Below are 14359 nucleotides of genomic sequence, written 5' to 3'. Positions count from 1 at the left end.
CGTGGTCGAGTGCGCAGGCAGAGGGGTCAGCGAGCGCTGGCGGGTGAGGAAGCGGGCACAGGCGCCGGGGCAGCAGGGGCGACCGGGGCAGAGGCAGCCGCTGCACCAGACGCCGCGGCCGCAGCGCCTTCGGCTTTGCGCTCGGTCATGGTCTTGGAGACCGTCACGGGCTTGCCTTGCAGCTTGTTGAGGGCCTGCCGCAGCGGGAAGTCTTCGGGGCTGCCGAACTCGGGCAGCGGCTTGGGCGCGTCGGCCTTCTTGCCGTTGCCGTTGCCATTGCTGGCCTCTTCGAGCTTCTTGATGGCTTCTTCGCGGGCCTTCTCGCGGGCGGCGTCTTTTTCTTCCTTGCCCTGGCCGGAGGTGATGTGCTTTTCCAGGTCGGCTTCGCGCACACGCAGCGCGGCGTAGACGTTGCCGTCTTCGGTCTCGTCGATCATGACGTCGGGCACGATGCCGCGGGCCTGGATCGAGCGGCCGCTCGGGGTGTAGTAGCGCGCGGTGGTGATCTTCAGCGCGGTTTCAGCGGTGAGCTGTCGCACGGTCTGCACCGAGCCCTTGCCGAAGGTCTGGCCACCCAGGATGGCGGCGCGGTTGTGGTCCTGCAAGGCGCCGGCAACGATTTCAGAAGCCGAGGCCGAGCCTTCGTTGACCAGCACCACCAGGGGCACGGTCTTGATCGCGACCGGCAGCTTGGCCAGCGGGTCAGAGCCGAAGCGGCGGGTGTAGTCCTCCGGACGGGCCTTGAAGATGGCCTTGGATTCGGGCAGCTGGCCATTGGTCGAGACCACGGTCACGTCCTTGGGCAGGAAGGCCGCCGAGATGGCGATGGCGCCTTCGAGCAGGCCACCCGGGTCGTTGCGCAAGTCGAGCACCAGGCCCTTGAGCTTGGGGTCTTCTTTGTAGAGCGCGTTGACCTTGGTGACGAAGTCTTCGACGGTGCGGTCCTGGAACTGGCTGACGCGAACCCAACCGTAGCCCGGCTCGACGATCTTGGCGCGCACCGACTGCACGCGGATTTCTTCGCGCACGATGGTGACGGGGAAGCTGCGGTTCTCGGACTTGCGGAACACCGTCAGCACGACCTTGGTGCTGGGCTCGCCGCGCATGCGCTTGACGGCCTGGTCCATGGTCAGGCCCTTGACGAAGGTGTCGTCGATCTTGGTGATGAGGTCACCGCTCTTGAGGCCGGCGCGGAAGGCGGGCGAGCCTTCGATCGGGGAGACGATCTTGACCAGGCCGTCTTCCATGCCGATCTCGATGCCCACGCCGACGAACTTGCCGGTGGTGCCTTCGCGGAATTCCTTGAACGTGGTCTTGTCGAAGTAGACCGAGTGCGGGTCCAGCCCCGAAACCATGCCGCCGATGGCGTCGCTGATGAGCTTTTTCTCGTCAACCTGCTCGACGTAATCGGTCTTGATCATGCCGAAGACCGCCGCGAGCTGCTGCATTTCTTCCAGGGGCAGGGGCGAGACCGTGTTGCGTGCGGTGGCACCGAATTGCAGGGTGGTCAGGCCGCCGGCGAGCGCGCCCAGCGCAACCCAGCCGGCAATCTTGAGTTTGGAAGTCATGGCAGGAGTGAGGCCCACGTTCACAGTGTGGGAGGCAGTATAGGGTGTGGCAAGTGCCTTGCGCAGGCGATCAGGCGGCTTGTCATGGCCCAGATGCAGGGATTGCCCGCGATTGAATCGAATCGACGACAGACGGCAGAGGTCGCAGGCGCCGAAGTGCGTTGGCCCAGGGGCTCAGCGTGGCGCGTATTCGGGCACCAGCTGGTGCAGCCTGGCTCGCAGCACCGACGGTGTGCCGGCGGCCTCGTCTTGCGCCAGGGCCAGCAGGCGCTCGATCCAGTCGGCGGGCAACTCGCCGTTGAGGCGGGCCAGGCGCAGACGCGGGTGCGGCGTGGGCAGGGTCGTGTCGGCGTCGGCGAGCAGCTCTTCGTAGAGCTTTTCGCCCGGGCGCAGGCCGCTGAAGACGATGGGGATCTCGGCTTCGGTGTGTCCGCTCAAGCGGATGAGCTCGCGCGCCAGGTCGGCGATCTTGACCGACTGGCCCATGTCCATCACGAACACCTGACCGGTGTCGGCCAGCGAGGCGGCCTGCAGCACGAGCTGGGCGGCCTCGGGGATGGTCATGAAAAACCGCGTGATCTCGGGGTGGGTGACGGTGACCGGCCCGCCCCGGGCGATCTGCTCCTTGAACTTGGGGATGACGCTGCCGCTGGAGCCCAGCACGTTGCCGAAGCGCACGACCATGAAGCGAGTGCCCGGGGCCTGCGCCGCCCAGTGCGAGACCACCATCTCGGCGGCGCGCTTGGTGGCACCCATGACGTTGGTCGGGTTGACGGCTTTGTCGGTGGAGATGAGCACGAAACGCTGCACGCCGGCTTCGGCCGCGGCCTGGGCGCACAAGTAGGTGCCCAGGGTGTTGTTGCGCAGCGCGATCCAGGCGTTGTCGTCTTCCATCAGGGGCACGTGCTTGTAGGCGGCGGCGTGGAAGACCAGGTCGGGGCGGTGCTGGGCCATGGCGCGCTGCAGGGCGCCCAGGTCTTTGACGTCGCCGACCAGGCGCACCAACGGCAGGTGCGGGAAGTGCTCGCCCAGCTCCTGCTCGACCTGGTAAAGCGCGAACTCGCTGAGCTCGAACAGCACGATGCGGCTGGGGCCGAAGCGGGCGATCTGGCGGCAGAGTTCGGAGCCGATCGAGCCCCCTGCCCCGGTCACGAACACGGTCTGGCCACTGATGAGGCCTGACACGGCGCTCTCGTCGAGCTTGACGGGCTGGCGGCCCAGCAGGTCTTCGGGCTCGATGTCGCGCACGCGGTCGATGCGCGAGCGGCCCTCGCGCAGTTCATCGGCCGAGGGCACGGTGGCCACGGGCAGACCGGTGGCCGCAGCCAGGTCGAGGGCGCGCTTGCGCTCTTCCTGGCTGGCAGAGGGCATGGCCAGGATAAGGTGGGTGACGTCGCGCAGGGTGTCCGGGTCCTGCAGCAGCTCGAGGCCGCCCCAGACGGTGACGCCCGAGATGGTGCTGCCGTGCTTGCGCCGTTCATCGTCGAGCAGACCGACCACGGTCCAGCCCCGGTGCTGGATGCCGGCGATCAGCAGCTTGGCAGCGGCCCCGGCGCCGAGCACCAGCGCCTGCTGCCCGTTGGGCGAGGCCCCGGCGCGACGCGCGCGGGACGATTCACTGAGCATGCGCACGGCCATGCGCCCGATGGCCAGCAGCGTCAGGGCGAGCAGCGGATGCAGCGCCAGCACGGCTCGCGGCACTTCAACCAGTTGCGCCATGAGCACGATGACGGCGCTGGTCAGGCCAGCCCCCAGGCAAACCCAGCCCAGGCGGCTGATGTCATGGAAGCTCACGTAGCGCCAGGTGGCGCGCGGCACGCCCAGTGCCCAGGACAGCACGCTGTAGATGGCGATGACGCCCAGGATCACGGCCCAGTCGTACGACGGACGCTCGTGCAACCAGCGCTCGACCCCCATTCGGAAGAGGTAGGTGAGGTGCCAGGCCAGCAGGATCAGGCAGGCGTCCGCCAGCAGGACGACCGCCTGGCGCTGTGGGCGCAGGCGGTCGAGTTGTCGGTTCAGGGAGGACCAGAGCATGGGCGCGGGCAGCAGGATGTCAGGCGAACACATCGGCCATGCGCTGGCGCGCGCGGCCAAAGCCTGTCATTGTGCCTGCGCCACAGGCTCGGGCCGGTCACTTGGCGGCAGATGCGGCCGGGGCGGCCGAAGCAGCGTGGTGCGCGGCATGAGCGGCTTTGTGCTGTTCCTTGCGGTCGTGACGGGCCTCGCGCTTTTCGCGGCGTTCTTCGCGCACATCGCGGCGCTCCTTGCGCAACTCGTGGCCAGCCTTGTGGGCACCGGATGCAGCCGGGGCAGCGGTGACGGCGGGCGCTGCCGGAACAGCCGGGGCGGCCGGGGCAGCAGGCGCCTGGGCAAAAGCCGAAGCCGAAGCGGCGGCGACCAGGGCAGCAGCGATCAGGCGGATGTTCATGGTGGTGTCCTTGATTCGAGGTTGAGGGGTCAGGGCATGCGCCCTTGGCTTGTTCAACGCCAACTTGCCCCGCACCGTGGACAATCGCGCCCGTAACGGCCCGTAAAGGCCATGTAAAGCCCAACCGCCATGCGCAACGACGACGACCTCACGCCCCTGCCCACCCTCCCCACCGGCCTTTACACCCATTACAAGGGCGGCCAATACGAGGTGTTTGGCGTGGCCCGCCACAGCGAAACACACGAAGCACTGGTGGTCTATCGCCCGCTGTACGGCGAAGGCGCGCTGTGGGTGCGGCCCTTCGAGATGTTCACCGGCGAGGTGGTGATCGAAGGCAAGCGCCAGGCCCGCTTCAGGTGGACACCTGACGCGCCAGTGGCTGGTTGAGCGTGACGTCGCCATCGGGCAGCGCCACGCAAGGCAAAACCTCCCCTGCATCGTGCTCATCCGGGCTCAGGCCCGGCCACTCGGTGCGGTAACGAACGCGGCCTTGCGTCATCCGGCAACGGCAGGCTCGGCAGGTGCCGTTGCGGCAGGAGCGGGGCATGTCCACGCCGGCAGCCAAGGCGGCCTCCAGCAGGCTCTGTCCAGGGCGAACGGGCACGCGCAAACCCAAAGGCTGCAAGGTCAGCCAGGTGCCGCCAGTCACGGGCGGGTGGGTGTCAAGGGGCGTGGTCGGTGGGGACATGGCCTCGCACCCTGCCAGCTCAGCGGCTGGCTGGCCAATCCGGGGCCTGCCAGTTTCGCTGGGGCGCAGCGGGTGTTGCAGGGGCATCCGGCGCGGGCTCACGGCGCTGCTCGGCGCCTTGTTTGTCATCGGCCTTGCCGCCCTCTCCCGCCTTCTGGTCCTTGTCCTCCGCAGTGACCGCGCGCACACCCGCGGCAGCCACGTCCACCGTGGTCTCGACCACCGTGGCGGTCACGCTGACAGCGGTGGCGGCCACCGTGACCGCTGCATCGGCCACGGCCAGCACGCTGCAACCTGACATCGACACGAGCAAGGCCGTGGCGGCGGTCGTGCGAATCAGCGAGCGGGCAACGACGAGGCGGTCGATGGAAAACATGGACATGGTGTGGACTGCAAAAAAAGATTCGGAACCGGTCAGGCTGGTGCCGCGTCGGTCTGATCGAACAAAGGCAAGGATTGCGGCACGGCTTCGCGCTGCGGGGGCTCCCCCCCGTCGCCAGGCACCAGGGACGCCATTTTCACGCCAATCAGGCGCAGGCGCTGATCAAGCGGCACGGTCTTGAGGCAACGGCCCGCCCATTGCCGGATGACGGCGGCGTCGCGCGTCGCATGGGGCAAGGTGAGGCTGCGGGTGACGATGCGGAAATCGTCGTAGCGCAGCTTGACCCCGATGCTGTGGCCAGCGTAGCCCTTGCGCTGCAGGTCGGCGGCGAGTTGTTCGCACAGCCGCGTGAAGATGGGCGTGAGCGCGGCGCGGTCTTCGCGCGGGTGCAGGTCGCGCTCGAAGGTGGTTTCGCGGCTGATGGACTTGGGCTCGCGCCAGGTGACGACCGGGCGATTGTCGATGCCGTGAGCGGCTTCATGCAGCCAATGGCCATAGCTTCGCCCAAAGGTCTCGATGAGTTGTGCCGGGTCGGCGGCAGCGAGCTCGCCGATCGTGTGGATGCCGCGCTCGGCCAGTCGCGCATTGGCTTTCGGGCCGATGCCGTTGATGCGCGCGGCAGGCAAAGGCCACACGCGCGAGGGCACGTCGGCGTGGGTGAGCAGGGTCAGGCCATCCGGCTTGTCGAGGTCGGAGGCGAGTTTGCTGAGCAGCTTGTTGGGCGTGACACCGATCGAGCAACTCAACCCGGTGGCGCGGCGCACCGCGTGCTTGATGCGCTCGGCCAGCTCGCGCACGCCGGACAGCGGGTCTTCGGGGGTTCGATCGCGCGCGCCGGGCACGTCACCGAGGTCCATGTAGATCTCGTCGATGCCGCGGTCTTCGATGACCGGCGCGATCTCGGCCACCGCCGCCTTGAACAGGCGCGAGCAGCGGCGGTACTCATCGAAATCGACGGGCAGCAGCACGGCATCGGGGGCCAGCGCTGCGGCCTTCATCAGGCCCATGCCGGAGTGCACGCCGAAAGCGCGGGCGGCGTAGGTGGCGGTGGTGACGACGCCTCGGCCCGCGTAGTCGCGAAGCCGCGCAAAGCGGTGCGCGCCATCGACCAAGGCCTCTGGTTGGTGGCGTCGACCACCGCCAATCACCACCGGCTGCCCCTGCAGTTGCGGGTAACGCAGCAGTTCGACCGACGCGTAGAAAGCGTCCATGTCGAGGTGGGCGATGAGGCGATCAGTTTGGGGCTCGGTCACGTTGGAGCGCCCAAGCAAGCAAGGTGCTGGGCAACCAACGCATTGTCGCGCGAGCCGGCGACCGACGCAGGCGCCGTGCCCTCAGACCGCCTGCGCCATCCGGCTCAGCCAGTTGCTCAGCTCAGGCCTGCATGTCGAGCAGGCTGCCGGTCATGCGCTTTTCCGCCTCGATGGTGCGCAGGTTGGCGCGAAAGGCGTAGGTGGCCTGCATCTGTTCAACCAGGTCGGCGGCCAGATCGGGGCCCACTTCCTGGGCCTTGCCGACCACGGTGAGCACGCCTTCTTGCTCCTGGGTCTGCTGCATGACCTGATCGCGCCGGAAGCCCGGCGTCTGGCTGTTGGCGATGTTGTTGGCTGCGGCGTCGAGGCGGGTGGACGCCGCCTGCACGCCGCTCAAGGCAATGGATGTGACGTTCATGGCGCCCTCCTGGTGTGCACAGTGTGCCGCGCCAGTTGGGCCGCGTCACCCGCCTGCCTCGATTCAGAGCCCGTGATCGTGCGGATTGCTCGGCATCTGCCCAGCTGACGGCCCGAACGCCCAGGCGCACACCTCTTCGGGCGCGAGCCGACCACCCAGCTCGGTCAGGCTGCGCAGCACCGATGGCTCCAGCTCATCTTCCACCGCGGCGCGCACCCGGGTCCGGGCGTAGACACCCAAGACATCGCCGGCCCCCCATTGCGCGCGCTGCCGCTCGGCGTGGCCCAGCAAGCGCGCCGCGGTTTCCATGCGCCCTTCCTGCGAAGCCAACAGGGCCAACAAGACCGAGTAGCGGCCAAACCATTCCCAACTGCGGCTGCGCGAAGCCTCAGCGAATGCCAGCAGGCTGGCCCGGGCCTGTGCCAAGTCGCCCCGCACAAAGGCCACGCAAGCCACGGTGGCCAGCGCATGGGCCACGAAATGGTCACGCCGGTGGCGGCTGCGCGCCAGGACCTGCTGGCTCACGCGCCAGGCACCATCGGTGTCGCCCAAAGCCAGGCAGATGGCAGCCAGGTCGCTCAGCGCAGCCGACAGCACACCATCAAGCCCCGCAGCCTGGGCTTGCACGATGAGTCCCTGGCAGGTGCGGCGTGCATCGGCCATGCGCTCTTGCGCGCGCAGCACCCCCACCTCGGCCAGCAGGCGTTGGCTGAGCAGGCGCGGGGGCCAGGTGGACGACTCCAGGCGGGCCATCTCGCGCAGCGCCTGATGAGCCTGCTCGCCGCTCAGCAGGCCGCTGCTCAACTGGCCGTGCAGGCCAAGGAAGATGCCTCGCTGGTCTCGGCCCTGGCGCGCGCCTTCGGTGGCACGCTGGGACCAGGCCAGCATGCGGTCGTTGTCAACGCCCCATTGCATGCGACCGCATTCAAGCCAGAAGCGAGTGGCTTCGGGCACCGCCCCCTGCGCCAACGCCGACGCCGCCAACGTGTCGCTCCGGCGGCGCGCCTCGGGCGCCAGCCCCAGCAGCGCAAAGAGCGGCCCCGCCGAGCCGAGGAGTCGAACGCCGAGGGGGGGCGCGTGCTCGGTCGCCCAATCGAGCGCCAACCGCACGTTGTCGATGTCGGCCGCGTGGCGCCCCAACCAGTCGACATCGGAAGACGACCAATGGGTGTCATAGGCCACTTCGAGCAAGTCGGCCACCGCCAAGGCGTGGTGGCGCTGAAGACCTGCCTGCTCGCCGCTGGCCTGCAGCTTGAGCAAGGCGTGCTCACGCACGCTGTCGAGCAGGCGATAACGCGGCTGCTCACCGCCTTCGACCACGACCAGGGATCGCTCGGCCAGCGCACCCAGGGTGTCGAGCACGCGCCACTCGTCGAGCGCTTCGCCCTTGGGCCCAGGATGCCCGAGGATCGACGCCAGCGACAGCGGGAAGCTGCCCGCGAACACCGCCAGGCGACGGAACATGGCCTGCTCGGGCGGCTCCAGCAAACCGTGGCTCCAGTCGAGTGCGGCCTGCAGGGTCTGGTGGCGCTCTGGCGAGCCGACCTGACTTTGGGCGAGCAGCTCGAAGCGTTCGTCCAGGCGCTTGAGAACCCCGCTCAAGCCCAGCAAGGGGACCCGGGCGGCCGCGAGCTTGATGGCCAGGGGCATCCCATCGAGTCGCCGGCACAGCTGCGTCGCTTCGGCGACCTGGTTGGCCTGCAGCTCGAAATGCCGATCGACCGCACGCACCTGATCCAGCAGCAGCTCGAGGGCACCATGGGTCATGGCCTCATGCGAGCTGGCCTCGGGTGGTGGCACCGCCAGGGGGCCGAGGCGAAACACGCGCTCGCCAGCCACCTTCAACGGCACCTGGCTGGTCACCAGCAGCCGCACCCCAGTGGCGCCGCTCAGGATGGCGGCAGCCAGTTCAGCCACGGCGCCCCCCACCTGCTCCGCGTTGTCGAGCACGATCAGGACCTTCAGGGGCCGCAAGGCTTCCACCAAGGTCGAGAGCCCTCGCTCGGGATCGATGACCACACCCAGTCCCAATGCCTGGCTCACCGAGCTCACGACTTGGGCGGGGTCGTGCAGGGCAGACAGGTCGATCCAGGCCGATCCATCGGGGCGATCCGCCCGCCAGCGGTGGGCAGCGGCCAAAGCCAAAGCGGTTTTGCCCATGCCGGACGGACCCACCACGGTGATCAGGGCGGCTGGCAGGCAGGCATCCAGTGCGGACAGGTCGCTGTCGCGCCCCAAGAGGCGGGTCGTTGGCTCGGGGAGCACCGAGAGGGCGTCGGCGGCAGCGTGGGTGTGCCAGGCTCGGTTTGGCCTGGCAGTGAGCCTGGTGGCCTGTGTCGTGTCAGCGTTCGGTGGACCGGGTGCCACGGTGTGCACAGCGTGAACGGCCTGCACAAATCGGTAACCCCGACCCGGCACGGTGACGATCGTGTGCGCACCCAGCACCTTGCGCAGCGCCGAAACCTGCACCTGCAGGTTGTTTTCTTCGACCACCAGCCCGGGCCAGACACGGTCCAGCAGCTCGGCTTTGGTCAACAGCCGGCCTGGGCGTCCCAACAACGCGGTGAGCAGGGCAATGGCCCTCGCGCCCAGTCCGACCGGCTGGCCCTCGCGGTACAGCAGCCTCTCGGAGGTGTCGAGCTCGAAGCCATCGAACCGGTAACGTTGTGCCAAGGGTTCCTCGGACGTGCCTCGATCGGCTGCAGCACCGGCGTCCTGCCGGCGGGGAAGAAACGGGGGCGCTTCAGGAGTTTTTCAGACTCTCTTCAGGACGGCGCAGCGCATCAACCTGACAATCTGTTTCATTCTAAAGAAATTCAGCACACAGCCTTCATGACGCCCAAGGCAGCAAGCCGGGTGTGAGGTCTGTGTCTCGGCGCTGTCATCGACCCGAACGACGCGAACGCTTCGGGTTCAAAAGGGTTTACCCGCTGTCCTGGTCACCAGGCAGCGGGTTTTCCATTTTCAGCGGCCTTCAAAGGCCCGCACCAGCCGCCGCTTCAGCGCAGCTGGAACTGCACGCTGCTGTCACCCGATTTTTCATCGACCTTGCCTTCGGCCCCGACGCGAGAGGCCGTCAGGCGCACGCGCTCCGGGTCCAGCCGGTCGCTGAGGTAGGCCTTGACCTCGCCGGCACGGTCGTCGGCCAAGGCCTTGAGGACGGCCGCGTCGACCACGGCGCTGGCTTTGAGCAAAGCCGTCATCTGCTCGTCGGGCAGGCTCTGAGCCATGCCGATCAGGTTGCGCGGCTTCTTGATGTCGGCGGCTTGGTAGGCGGCCTTCAGCCAGGTGCCGCGCTCGCCAGACTCGACCACCACCTCGTCCACATCCAACCCCTTGGCTTTGGCCTTGGCTCGCCGCATGAGCAGCTCCACATGGGCCTGACGCAGGCCTTCGCGGTCCAGGTCGGCATCGGCCCAGCCGGTGGCTTCGAGTTTGAGGGACGGCCGGTCCTTGAGCTTGTCGGCAAGCTTGTCCAGGCGCGTGCGAGCGGCCTCGTCCAGTTGGGCCACGCCGGGTTGAAAAGGCACGTTGCCCAGCTCACCGCCGTCGTCACCGGCGAGCAGCGAGAACGGCGCGGTCACGGCTTTGGTCAGCAGGTTGACGATCACGCGCCAGACGATGCCGCCCACCGAGAACTGCGGGTCGTCGAGCGAGCCGGAGACGGGCAGGCTGACGTCGATTTCGCCACGCGAGTTCTTCAGCAAGGACACCGCCAGCAGCACCGGCAGCGAGGTGGCATCCGGGCTGTCGACGCGTTCGCCAAAGGTCAGTTGGTCCAGGAAGACCTGGTTGTCGGCCTGCAGCTTGCCGCCATCGATTCGGTAGTGCACGTTCACCGACAGGGTGCCCTTCTCGATGGGGTAGCCGGCGTAGCGGGCCGCGTACGGGGTCAGGCGGGTGAGCTCGATGCCCTTGGCCACACCCTGGATGTCGGTCAGCAGCCTGGGGCCCAGTGGGTGCAATTGCCCGCTGATGCGCACGGGCGCGCTGTCGTCGAGCGTGGCGTTGACCTCGACCTTGGCGGGCTCGGGCTGGGTCGATGAGACCGCGGAGATGTCACCGGCCAGGCGGGTGAGGTGCGCCGAGTAGTTGGGCTGGATGAAGGTGTCGGTGAAATCGACCTCGCCCTTTTCGAGGTGGATGCCCTGCCAACGCAGGCGGGGGGGCGTGGAGGCGACCTGGTCAGGGCTCGACGCCGCGGTGGCGTTGGCCGCCGAAGCGCTTGCTTCGGGCGCCGGCAACGAGGCAGGCGCAGCCTGGGGTGCGGCCACGGCCGGCTTGCCACCTGGCTGGGGTGTGGTCACCGAGGTGCCCTCGGCATCGCCCGCTTTTCGAACGACGCTGGCCAGGTTCAGGCTGCCGTCGCGGTTGACGATGACGCGCCCGTAAAAGTCTTTCAGCGCGATGAACCCGAGGTCGGCGTCGATGGCGCCCTCCCGCCAGGCCAGGTCGGCCCGGTCCAGCGTGAAGCTGGCCCAACGCAGCAGCAGGGCGTCGTTGACGCGGTCGCGCAGTCGCAGGTCCTGCAGGCCCAATCGCCCCTGGTAGCGGACGTTGAGCGCATCGCTGCCCCGCTGGCGCACCGTGTCGACGTTTACGCGCCCCTGGGCCAGCGCGGCGGCACCGGCCAGGGTCACGTTGACGTGCGGATCAAGGTAGGGCTGCAGCGCGCGCAACTCCAGCGCGGCCACGGACACCTGCCCCTTGAGTTGCAAGGGCTCGGGCCGCACCTCACCCTGGAACCCCAGCTGCCCCCGTCCCTGGGCGCGGGTGCGCAGGTCGACCTTCAACACCTGGTCAAGCCGCTGGGACACGCCCTGCACGCTCAGATCGGTTTGCTGCAGCGCGAAGCGGGCAGCGGGCTGCACGCTGTGGTCGGTGAAGCGCACGGCGCAGCCACGGCACTGCACGGTGTCGACGGAGATGGCGGGTTGGTTGGCAGCAGGCGAGCCGGCTCGCGATGGCGCAGGGGCTCGCCGGCCAGGCTGCTCGGTCGATGACTGGGCGCTCAGTCCAGCCAGCACACGGCCCTGGGCGTCGCGCGAAATCGATGCGTCCAGCGCGTCCAGGGTGACTGCGCCCACCTTCAGGCGCTGCAGGCCTGATGCACTTGATGCGCCCGCCCCACCCGATCCGCCGGTGGCCAGACCCACATCGGCCTCGATGCCATCGAGGCTCAACAACTGCCACTTGGCCTGGTCGGCATCGGAGCGGGAAGATGGCGCTGCGTTGGATTTGACCGAGCCTTTGCTCACCGGCGGTGCCCCCAGCGAGACCTGCGCACCCTGGACGGCCAGGTCGGTGCCCTCGATGCGCAGCGCAGGCGGCTGGCCTGCTGCCGTGGGCAGGGCATTGAGGCGCATGCGGGTGTGCAGGCTCAACAGACCCTGGCTCACCGTGACCGGCAGCAGGCCACTTTGCTGAACCGGCGCCAGCCAAGGCGGCAGGCTCCACTTGTCAACCTGCAGGTCGAGCTCAGCGGTTTGCGCGGCCACCTGCACCTGCCCTTGGGCAGACACCAGGCCCTCGTGTTCGTCGCGCAGCGACAGCGTCCACTTGGCAGCCTGTGCGCGCTCGCTGCTGTCCAGGCCCTGCACCTCGACCAGGCCCTGCGTCAGGCGCGGCCAGGGCGAAGCAAAGGTCTGCACGTCGATGTCCCGCAGACCGATGCGGACTTGGCCGACAGACCAGCTCCAGGGTGCGGCGGGCTTGGTGCTCGACCCCGCAGGCGCGGATGCCCCCGACGCGGCTGCACCCGACACCGATGCACCATTCGCCGGCGATGCGTCGCGCTCAGGAGCCCTGGCCTGCAACGCGGCGCCCGCGTCCGACGGACGCAGCTTCACGCTCAATCCATCGAGCTGCAACTTGGCCAAGGCAGCCCGGCGGTTCAGGGGTTGCAGGTCAAGGCCACTGAGCTCGAGCTGCTGCCAGCCAGCGTCCAGCGCCCCCGCGCCCGGCACCGCCGGCAAAGACAAGTCAAGCGCCTTCACCCCCAGCCGGCCCTGCACCGCCAGCACAGGCATGGCGGGCGAGGGTCGCTGCTCGAACACAACCTTCAGGTCGGTGTCGAGTCGACCGCTGCGCGCCTGCGGTCGCCATGGCGGTGGCAGCAAAGGGCGCGCGGCCTCCAGCCAATGGGCCAGGTCCACGTCCTGCCAGCGCACGTCCACCTCGCTGCGCAGGCCCGCATGGAAGGGCAGCGTGCGCCCGGCCACGCGCAAGGCGCTGCCGTCGATGCGGGCCTCCAGCAGCGGTTGCACCGTCACTTCGACGTGGCTGGGCAGGCTGCTGAGGAAGGGCACCTCCAGCCGGATGCCATCGACCAGGTGCGACTGGTCGAGCACGCGGTCGGCATAGCGCACCACCCCATCGCGCAGGCTGATGTTGAAGACGGCGAAGCGCGCTGGCTCGGCATCGGCCTGGGCATCGGGCGATGGCTGGCTCAGCTTGTCGAGCAGCGGCGAGAAGTTGAAGCGGTCGGCGCTCACTCGCTCGACATCGAGCTGGGGGGCATGCAGGTCCACGCGCTTGATCACGGGGGCAAAGCGCCACAGCGACTCCAGCGACAGCCCGACCTCGGCCTGCTTGAGCCTCAGCCAGGGTCGCTCGGTGGGGCCCACCGCGAGGTCGGATGCGGTGACCTCCAGTCGCCATGGCGCGATGGCCAGGGCCCCCAGCTTCACCGGGGTGCCCAGGGCCTCGGTCGCTGCGGCCTCCACGCGTGGGCGCAGCCAGCCGGGCAGCCAATGCCCAACCAGGCCTGTCCAGGTCAGGGCCACCAGCGCCACGCCCACGAGCACGCGGGTGAGGCTGCGCAGGGGGCTGCGTTGGGCGGAGGTCGTCTTGGTTCGGGCGTCAGCGTCGGACATGGCAAGGCGGGAGTGCACCGCAGGCAAGCAAAAGGTGATCGGACCAAGCCGGACTGCAGCCGCGCTGCAGAGAGCCTGGACGGGATGTTAGCCGCCCAGGTCGCCAGGTGTGTCGATGTCGACGAGGATGCCAGCGTCGGGCACATCGACCCGCGTGGCCAAGGACCAGTCCAGCCGCTGACGCGCCCCCTCGTCGCCCTGCAGGTCGAGCAAAGCGGGCCAGCTCGAGCGGGGCAGCAGGCGTGGGTGGCCCGGCCGGCCCGCGTACCAGGGCCAGGCCAGTCGGCCGTCTCGGTGAAAGGCCTCGATCAGGGCGCGCACGGTGTCGGGCTGCACGGCGGGCATGTCGGCCAGCGCCACAAGGGCAGCGTCGAAGCGACGGGCGCCGTGGGCTGCGCACTGGGCATCACCGTGGTCGCCGCCAGTGCCCACCACCTCCTCGGTCACGAGCGCACGCAGTCCGGCCGCAAGGGTGTGCCCCATGCCCTGGTCGGCATCGGGGACCACCTGCCACGCCGCACCCCACTGCGCGCACAAGGCCTGGCCCCAGTCGTCGCCCTCGCGCAGCAGCACACGCACATCGCTGCAGGCTTGCAGCTGCGTCTGCAGCACGGCTTGCAACAGGCTGCGGCCATCGGGCAGGCAGGCCTGCCTCTTGTCAGAGCCAAAGCGGCGAGCGCGACCGGCGGCCAGCACCAGGGCCACGACCCGAGGTGCGGGAGGCGATGCGGGGTTCACCAACAT

General features: G+C 68.7%; 11 protein-coding genes. 1 reads left to right on the top strand and 10 read right to left on the bottom strand.

Annotation, left to right across the window (positions count from 1 at the left end; translation table 11 throughout):
- Positions 1–26 precede the first annotated feature (26 nt).
- From ABG80_RS15585 to ABG80_RS23270, 3 genes are all read right to left on the bottom strand, one after another.
- Positions 27–1568, bottom strand: a complete 1542-nt coding sequence (locus ABG80_RS15585) for a S41 family peptidase (RefSeq protein ID WP_083506157.1) — start codon at positions 1566–1568, stop codon at positions 27–29.
- Positions 1569–1742: 174 nt separating this feature from the next.
- Entirely contained in the window at positions 1743–3605 is a 1863-nt protein-coding gene (locus ABG80_RS15580) for a polysaccharide biosynthesis protein (protein WP_058088662.1), read from the bottom strand.
- A gap of 97 nt (positions 3606–3702) precedes the next feature.
- Entirely contained in the window at positions 3703–3999 is a 297-nt protein-coding gene (locus tag ABG80_RS23270; protein ID WP_058088524.1) for a hypothetical protein, read from the bottom strand.
- 129 nt (positions 4000–4128) lie between these two features.
- Here ABG80_RS23270 and ABG80_RS15570 point away from each other — a divergent pair, with 129 nt between their 5' ends.
- Positions 4129–4386, top strand: a complete 258-nt coding sequence (locus ABG80_RS15570) for a DUF1653 domain-containing protein (protein WP_058088523.1) — start codon at positions 4129–4131, stop codon at positions 4384–4386.
- Here the strand turns inward: ABG80_RS15570 and ABG80_RS15565 are convergent.
- The 7 genes from ABG80_RS15565 to ABG80_RS15535 all read right to left on the bottom strand — a co-directional run bounded on the left by ABG80_RS15565 (position 4352) and on the right by ABG80_RS15535 (position 14359).
- A complete protein-coding gene (locus tag ABG80_RS15565) occupies positions 4352–4687 on the bottom strand; it encodes a 2Fe-2S iron-sulfur cluster-binding protein (protein WP_058088522.1) in 336 nt (111 codons plus the stop codon). The genes ABG80_RS15570 and ABG80_RS15565 overlap by 35 nt on opposite strands.
- A 19-nt stretch (positions 4688–4706) precedes the next feature.
- Entirely contained in the window at positions 4707–5069 is a 363-nt protein-coding gene (locus ABG80_RS15560) for a hypothetical protein (protein ID WP_058088521.1), read from the bottom strand.
- 32 nt (positions 5070–5101) lie between these two features.
- The gene (gene dinB, locus ABG80_RS15555) at positions 5102–6322 is read right to left on the bottom strand and encodes a DNA polymerase IV (RefSeq protein ID WP_268760984.1); all 1221 of its coding nucleotides are present in this window, start codon (positions 6320–6322) and stop codon (positions 5102–5104) included.
- Between the two features lie 121 nt (positions 6323–6443).
- Positions 6444–6740: a flagellar basal body protein gene (locus ABG80_RS15550; RefSeq protein ID WP_058088520.1), complete on the bottom strand. Its 297-nt coding sequence runs from the start codon at positions 6738–6740 to the stop codon at positions 6444–6446.
- A gap of 63 nt (positions 6741–6803) precedes the next feature.
- Positions 6804–9413 (bottom strand): ATP-binding protein, encoded by a 2610-nt coding sequence (locus ABG80_RS15545; protein WP_058088519.1) that lies wholly within the window; start codon positions 9411–9413, stop codon positions 6804–6806.
- Between the two features lie 326 nt (positions 9414–9739).
- Positions 9740–13615 (bottom strand): DUF748 domain-containing protein, encoded by a 3876-nt coding sequence (locus ABG80_RS15540; protein ID WP_058088518.1) that lies wholly within the window; start codon positions 13613–13615, stop codon positions 9740–9742.
- Positions 13616–13702: 87 nt separating this feature from the next.
- Positions 13703–14359: a nucleotidyltransferase family protein gene (locus ABG80_RS15535; protein WP_083506156.1), complete on the bottom strand. Its 657-nt coding sequence runs from the start codon at positions 14357–14359 to the stop codon at positions 13703–13705.

It is taken from the genome of Aquabacterium parvum (assembly GCF_001447195.1).
In the GTDB taxonomy this organism is placed as follows: Bacteria; Pseudomonadota; Gammaproteobacteria; order Burkholderiales; family Burkholderiaceae_C; genus Aquabacterium; species Aquabacterium parvum.
This window is presented reverse-complemented; position numbering and strand designations above follow the sequence as displayed.

What these genes read in the sequence shown, in the direction of transcription:
- ABG80_RS15585 (WP_083506157.1), bottom strand. Translation starts at nt 1,568, where the DNA reads ATGACTTCCAAACTCAAGATTGCCGGCTGGGTTGCGCTGGGCGCGCTC.
- ABG80_RS15580 (WP_058088662.1), bottom strand. Translation starts at nt 3,605, where the DNA reads ATGCTCTGGTCCTCCCTGAACCGACAACTCGACCGCCTGCGCCCACAG.
- ABG80_RS23270 (WP_058088524.1), bottom strand. Translation starts at nt 3,999, where the DNA reads ATGAACATCCGCCTGATCGCTGCTGCCCTGGTCGCCGCCGCTTCGGCT.
- ABG80_RS15570 (WP_058088523.1), top strand. Translation starts at nt 4,129, where the DNA reads ATGCGCAACGACGACGACCTCACGCCCCTGCCCACCCTCCCCACCGGC.
- ABG80_RS15565 (WP_058088522.1), bottom strand. Translation starts at nt 4,687, where the DNA reads ATGTCCCCACCGACCACGCCCCTTGACACCCACCCGCCCGTGACTGGC.
- ABG80_RS15560 (WP_058088521.1), bottom strand. Translation starts at nt 5,069, where the DNA reads ATGTCCATGTTTTCCATCGACCGCCTCGTCGTTGCCCGCTCGCTGATT.
- ABG80_RS15550 (WP_058088520.1), bottom strand. Translation starts at nt 6,740, where the DNA reads ATGAACGTCACATCCATTGCCTTGAGCGGCGTGCAGGCGGCGTCCACC.
- ABG80_RS15540 (WP_058088518.1), bottom strand. Translation starts at nt 13,615, where the DNA reads ATGTCCGACGCTGACGCCCGAACCAAGACGACCTCCGCCCAACGCAGC.
- ABG80_RS15535 (WP_083506156.1), bottom strand. Translation starts at nt 14,359, where the DNA reads ATGTTGGTGAACCCCGCATCGCCTCCCGCACCTCGGGTCGTGGCCCTG.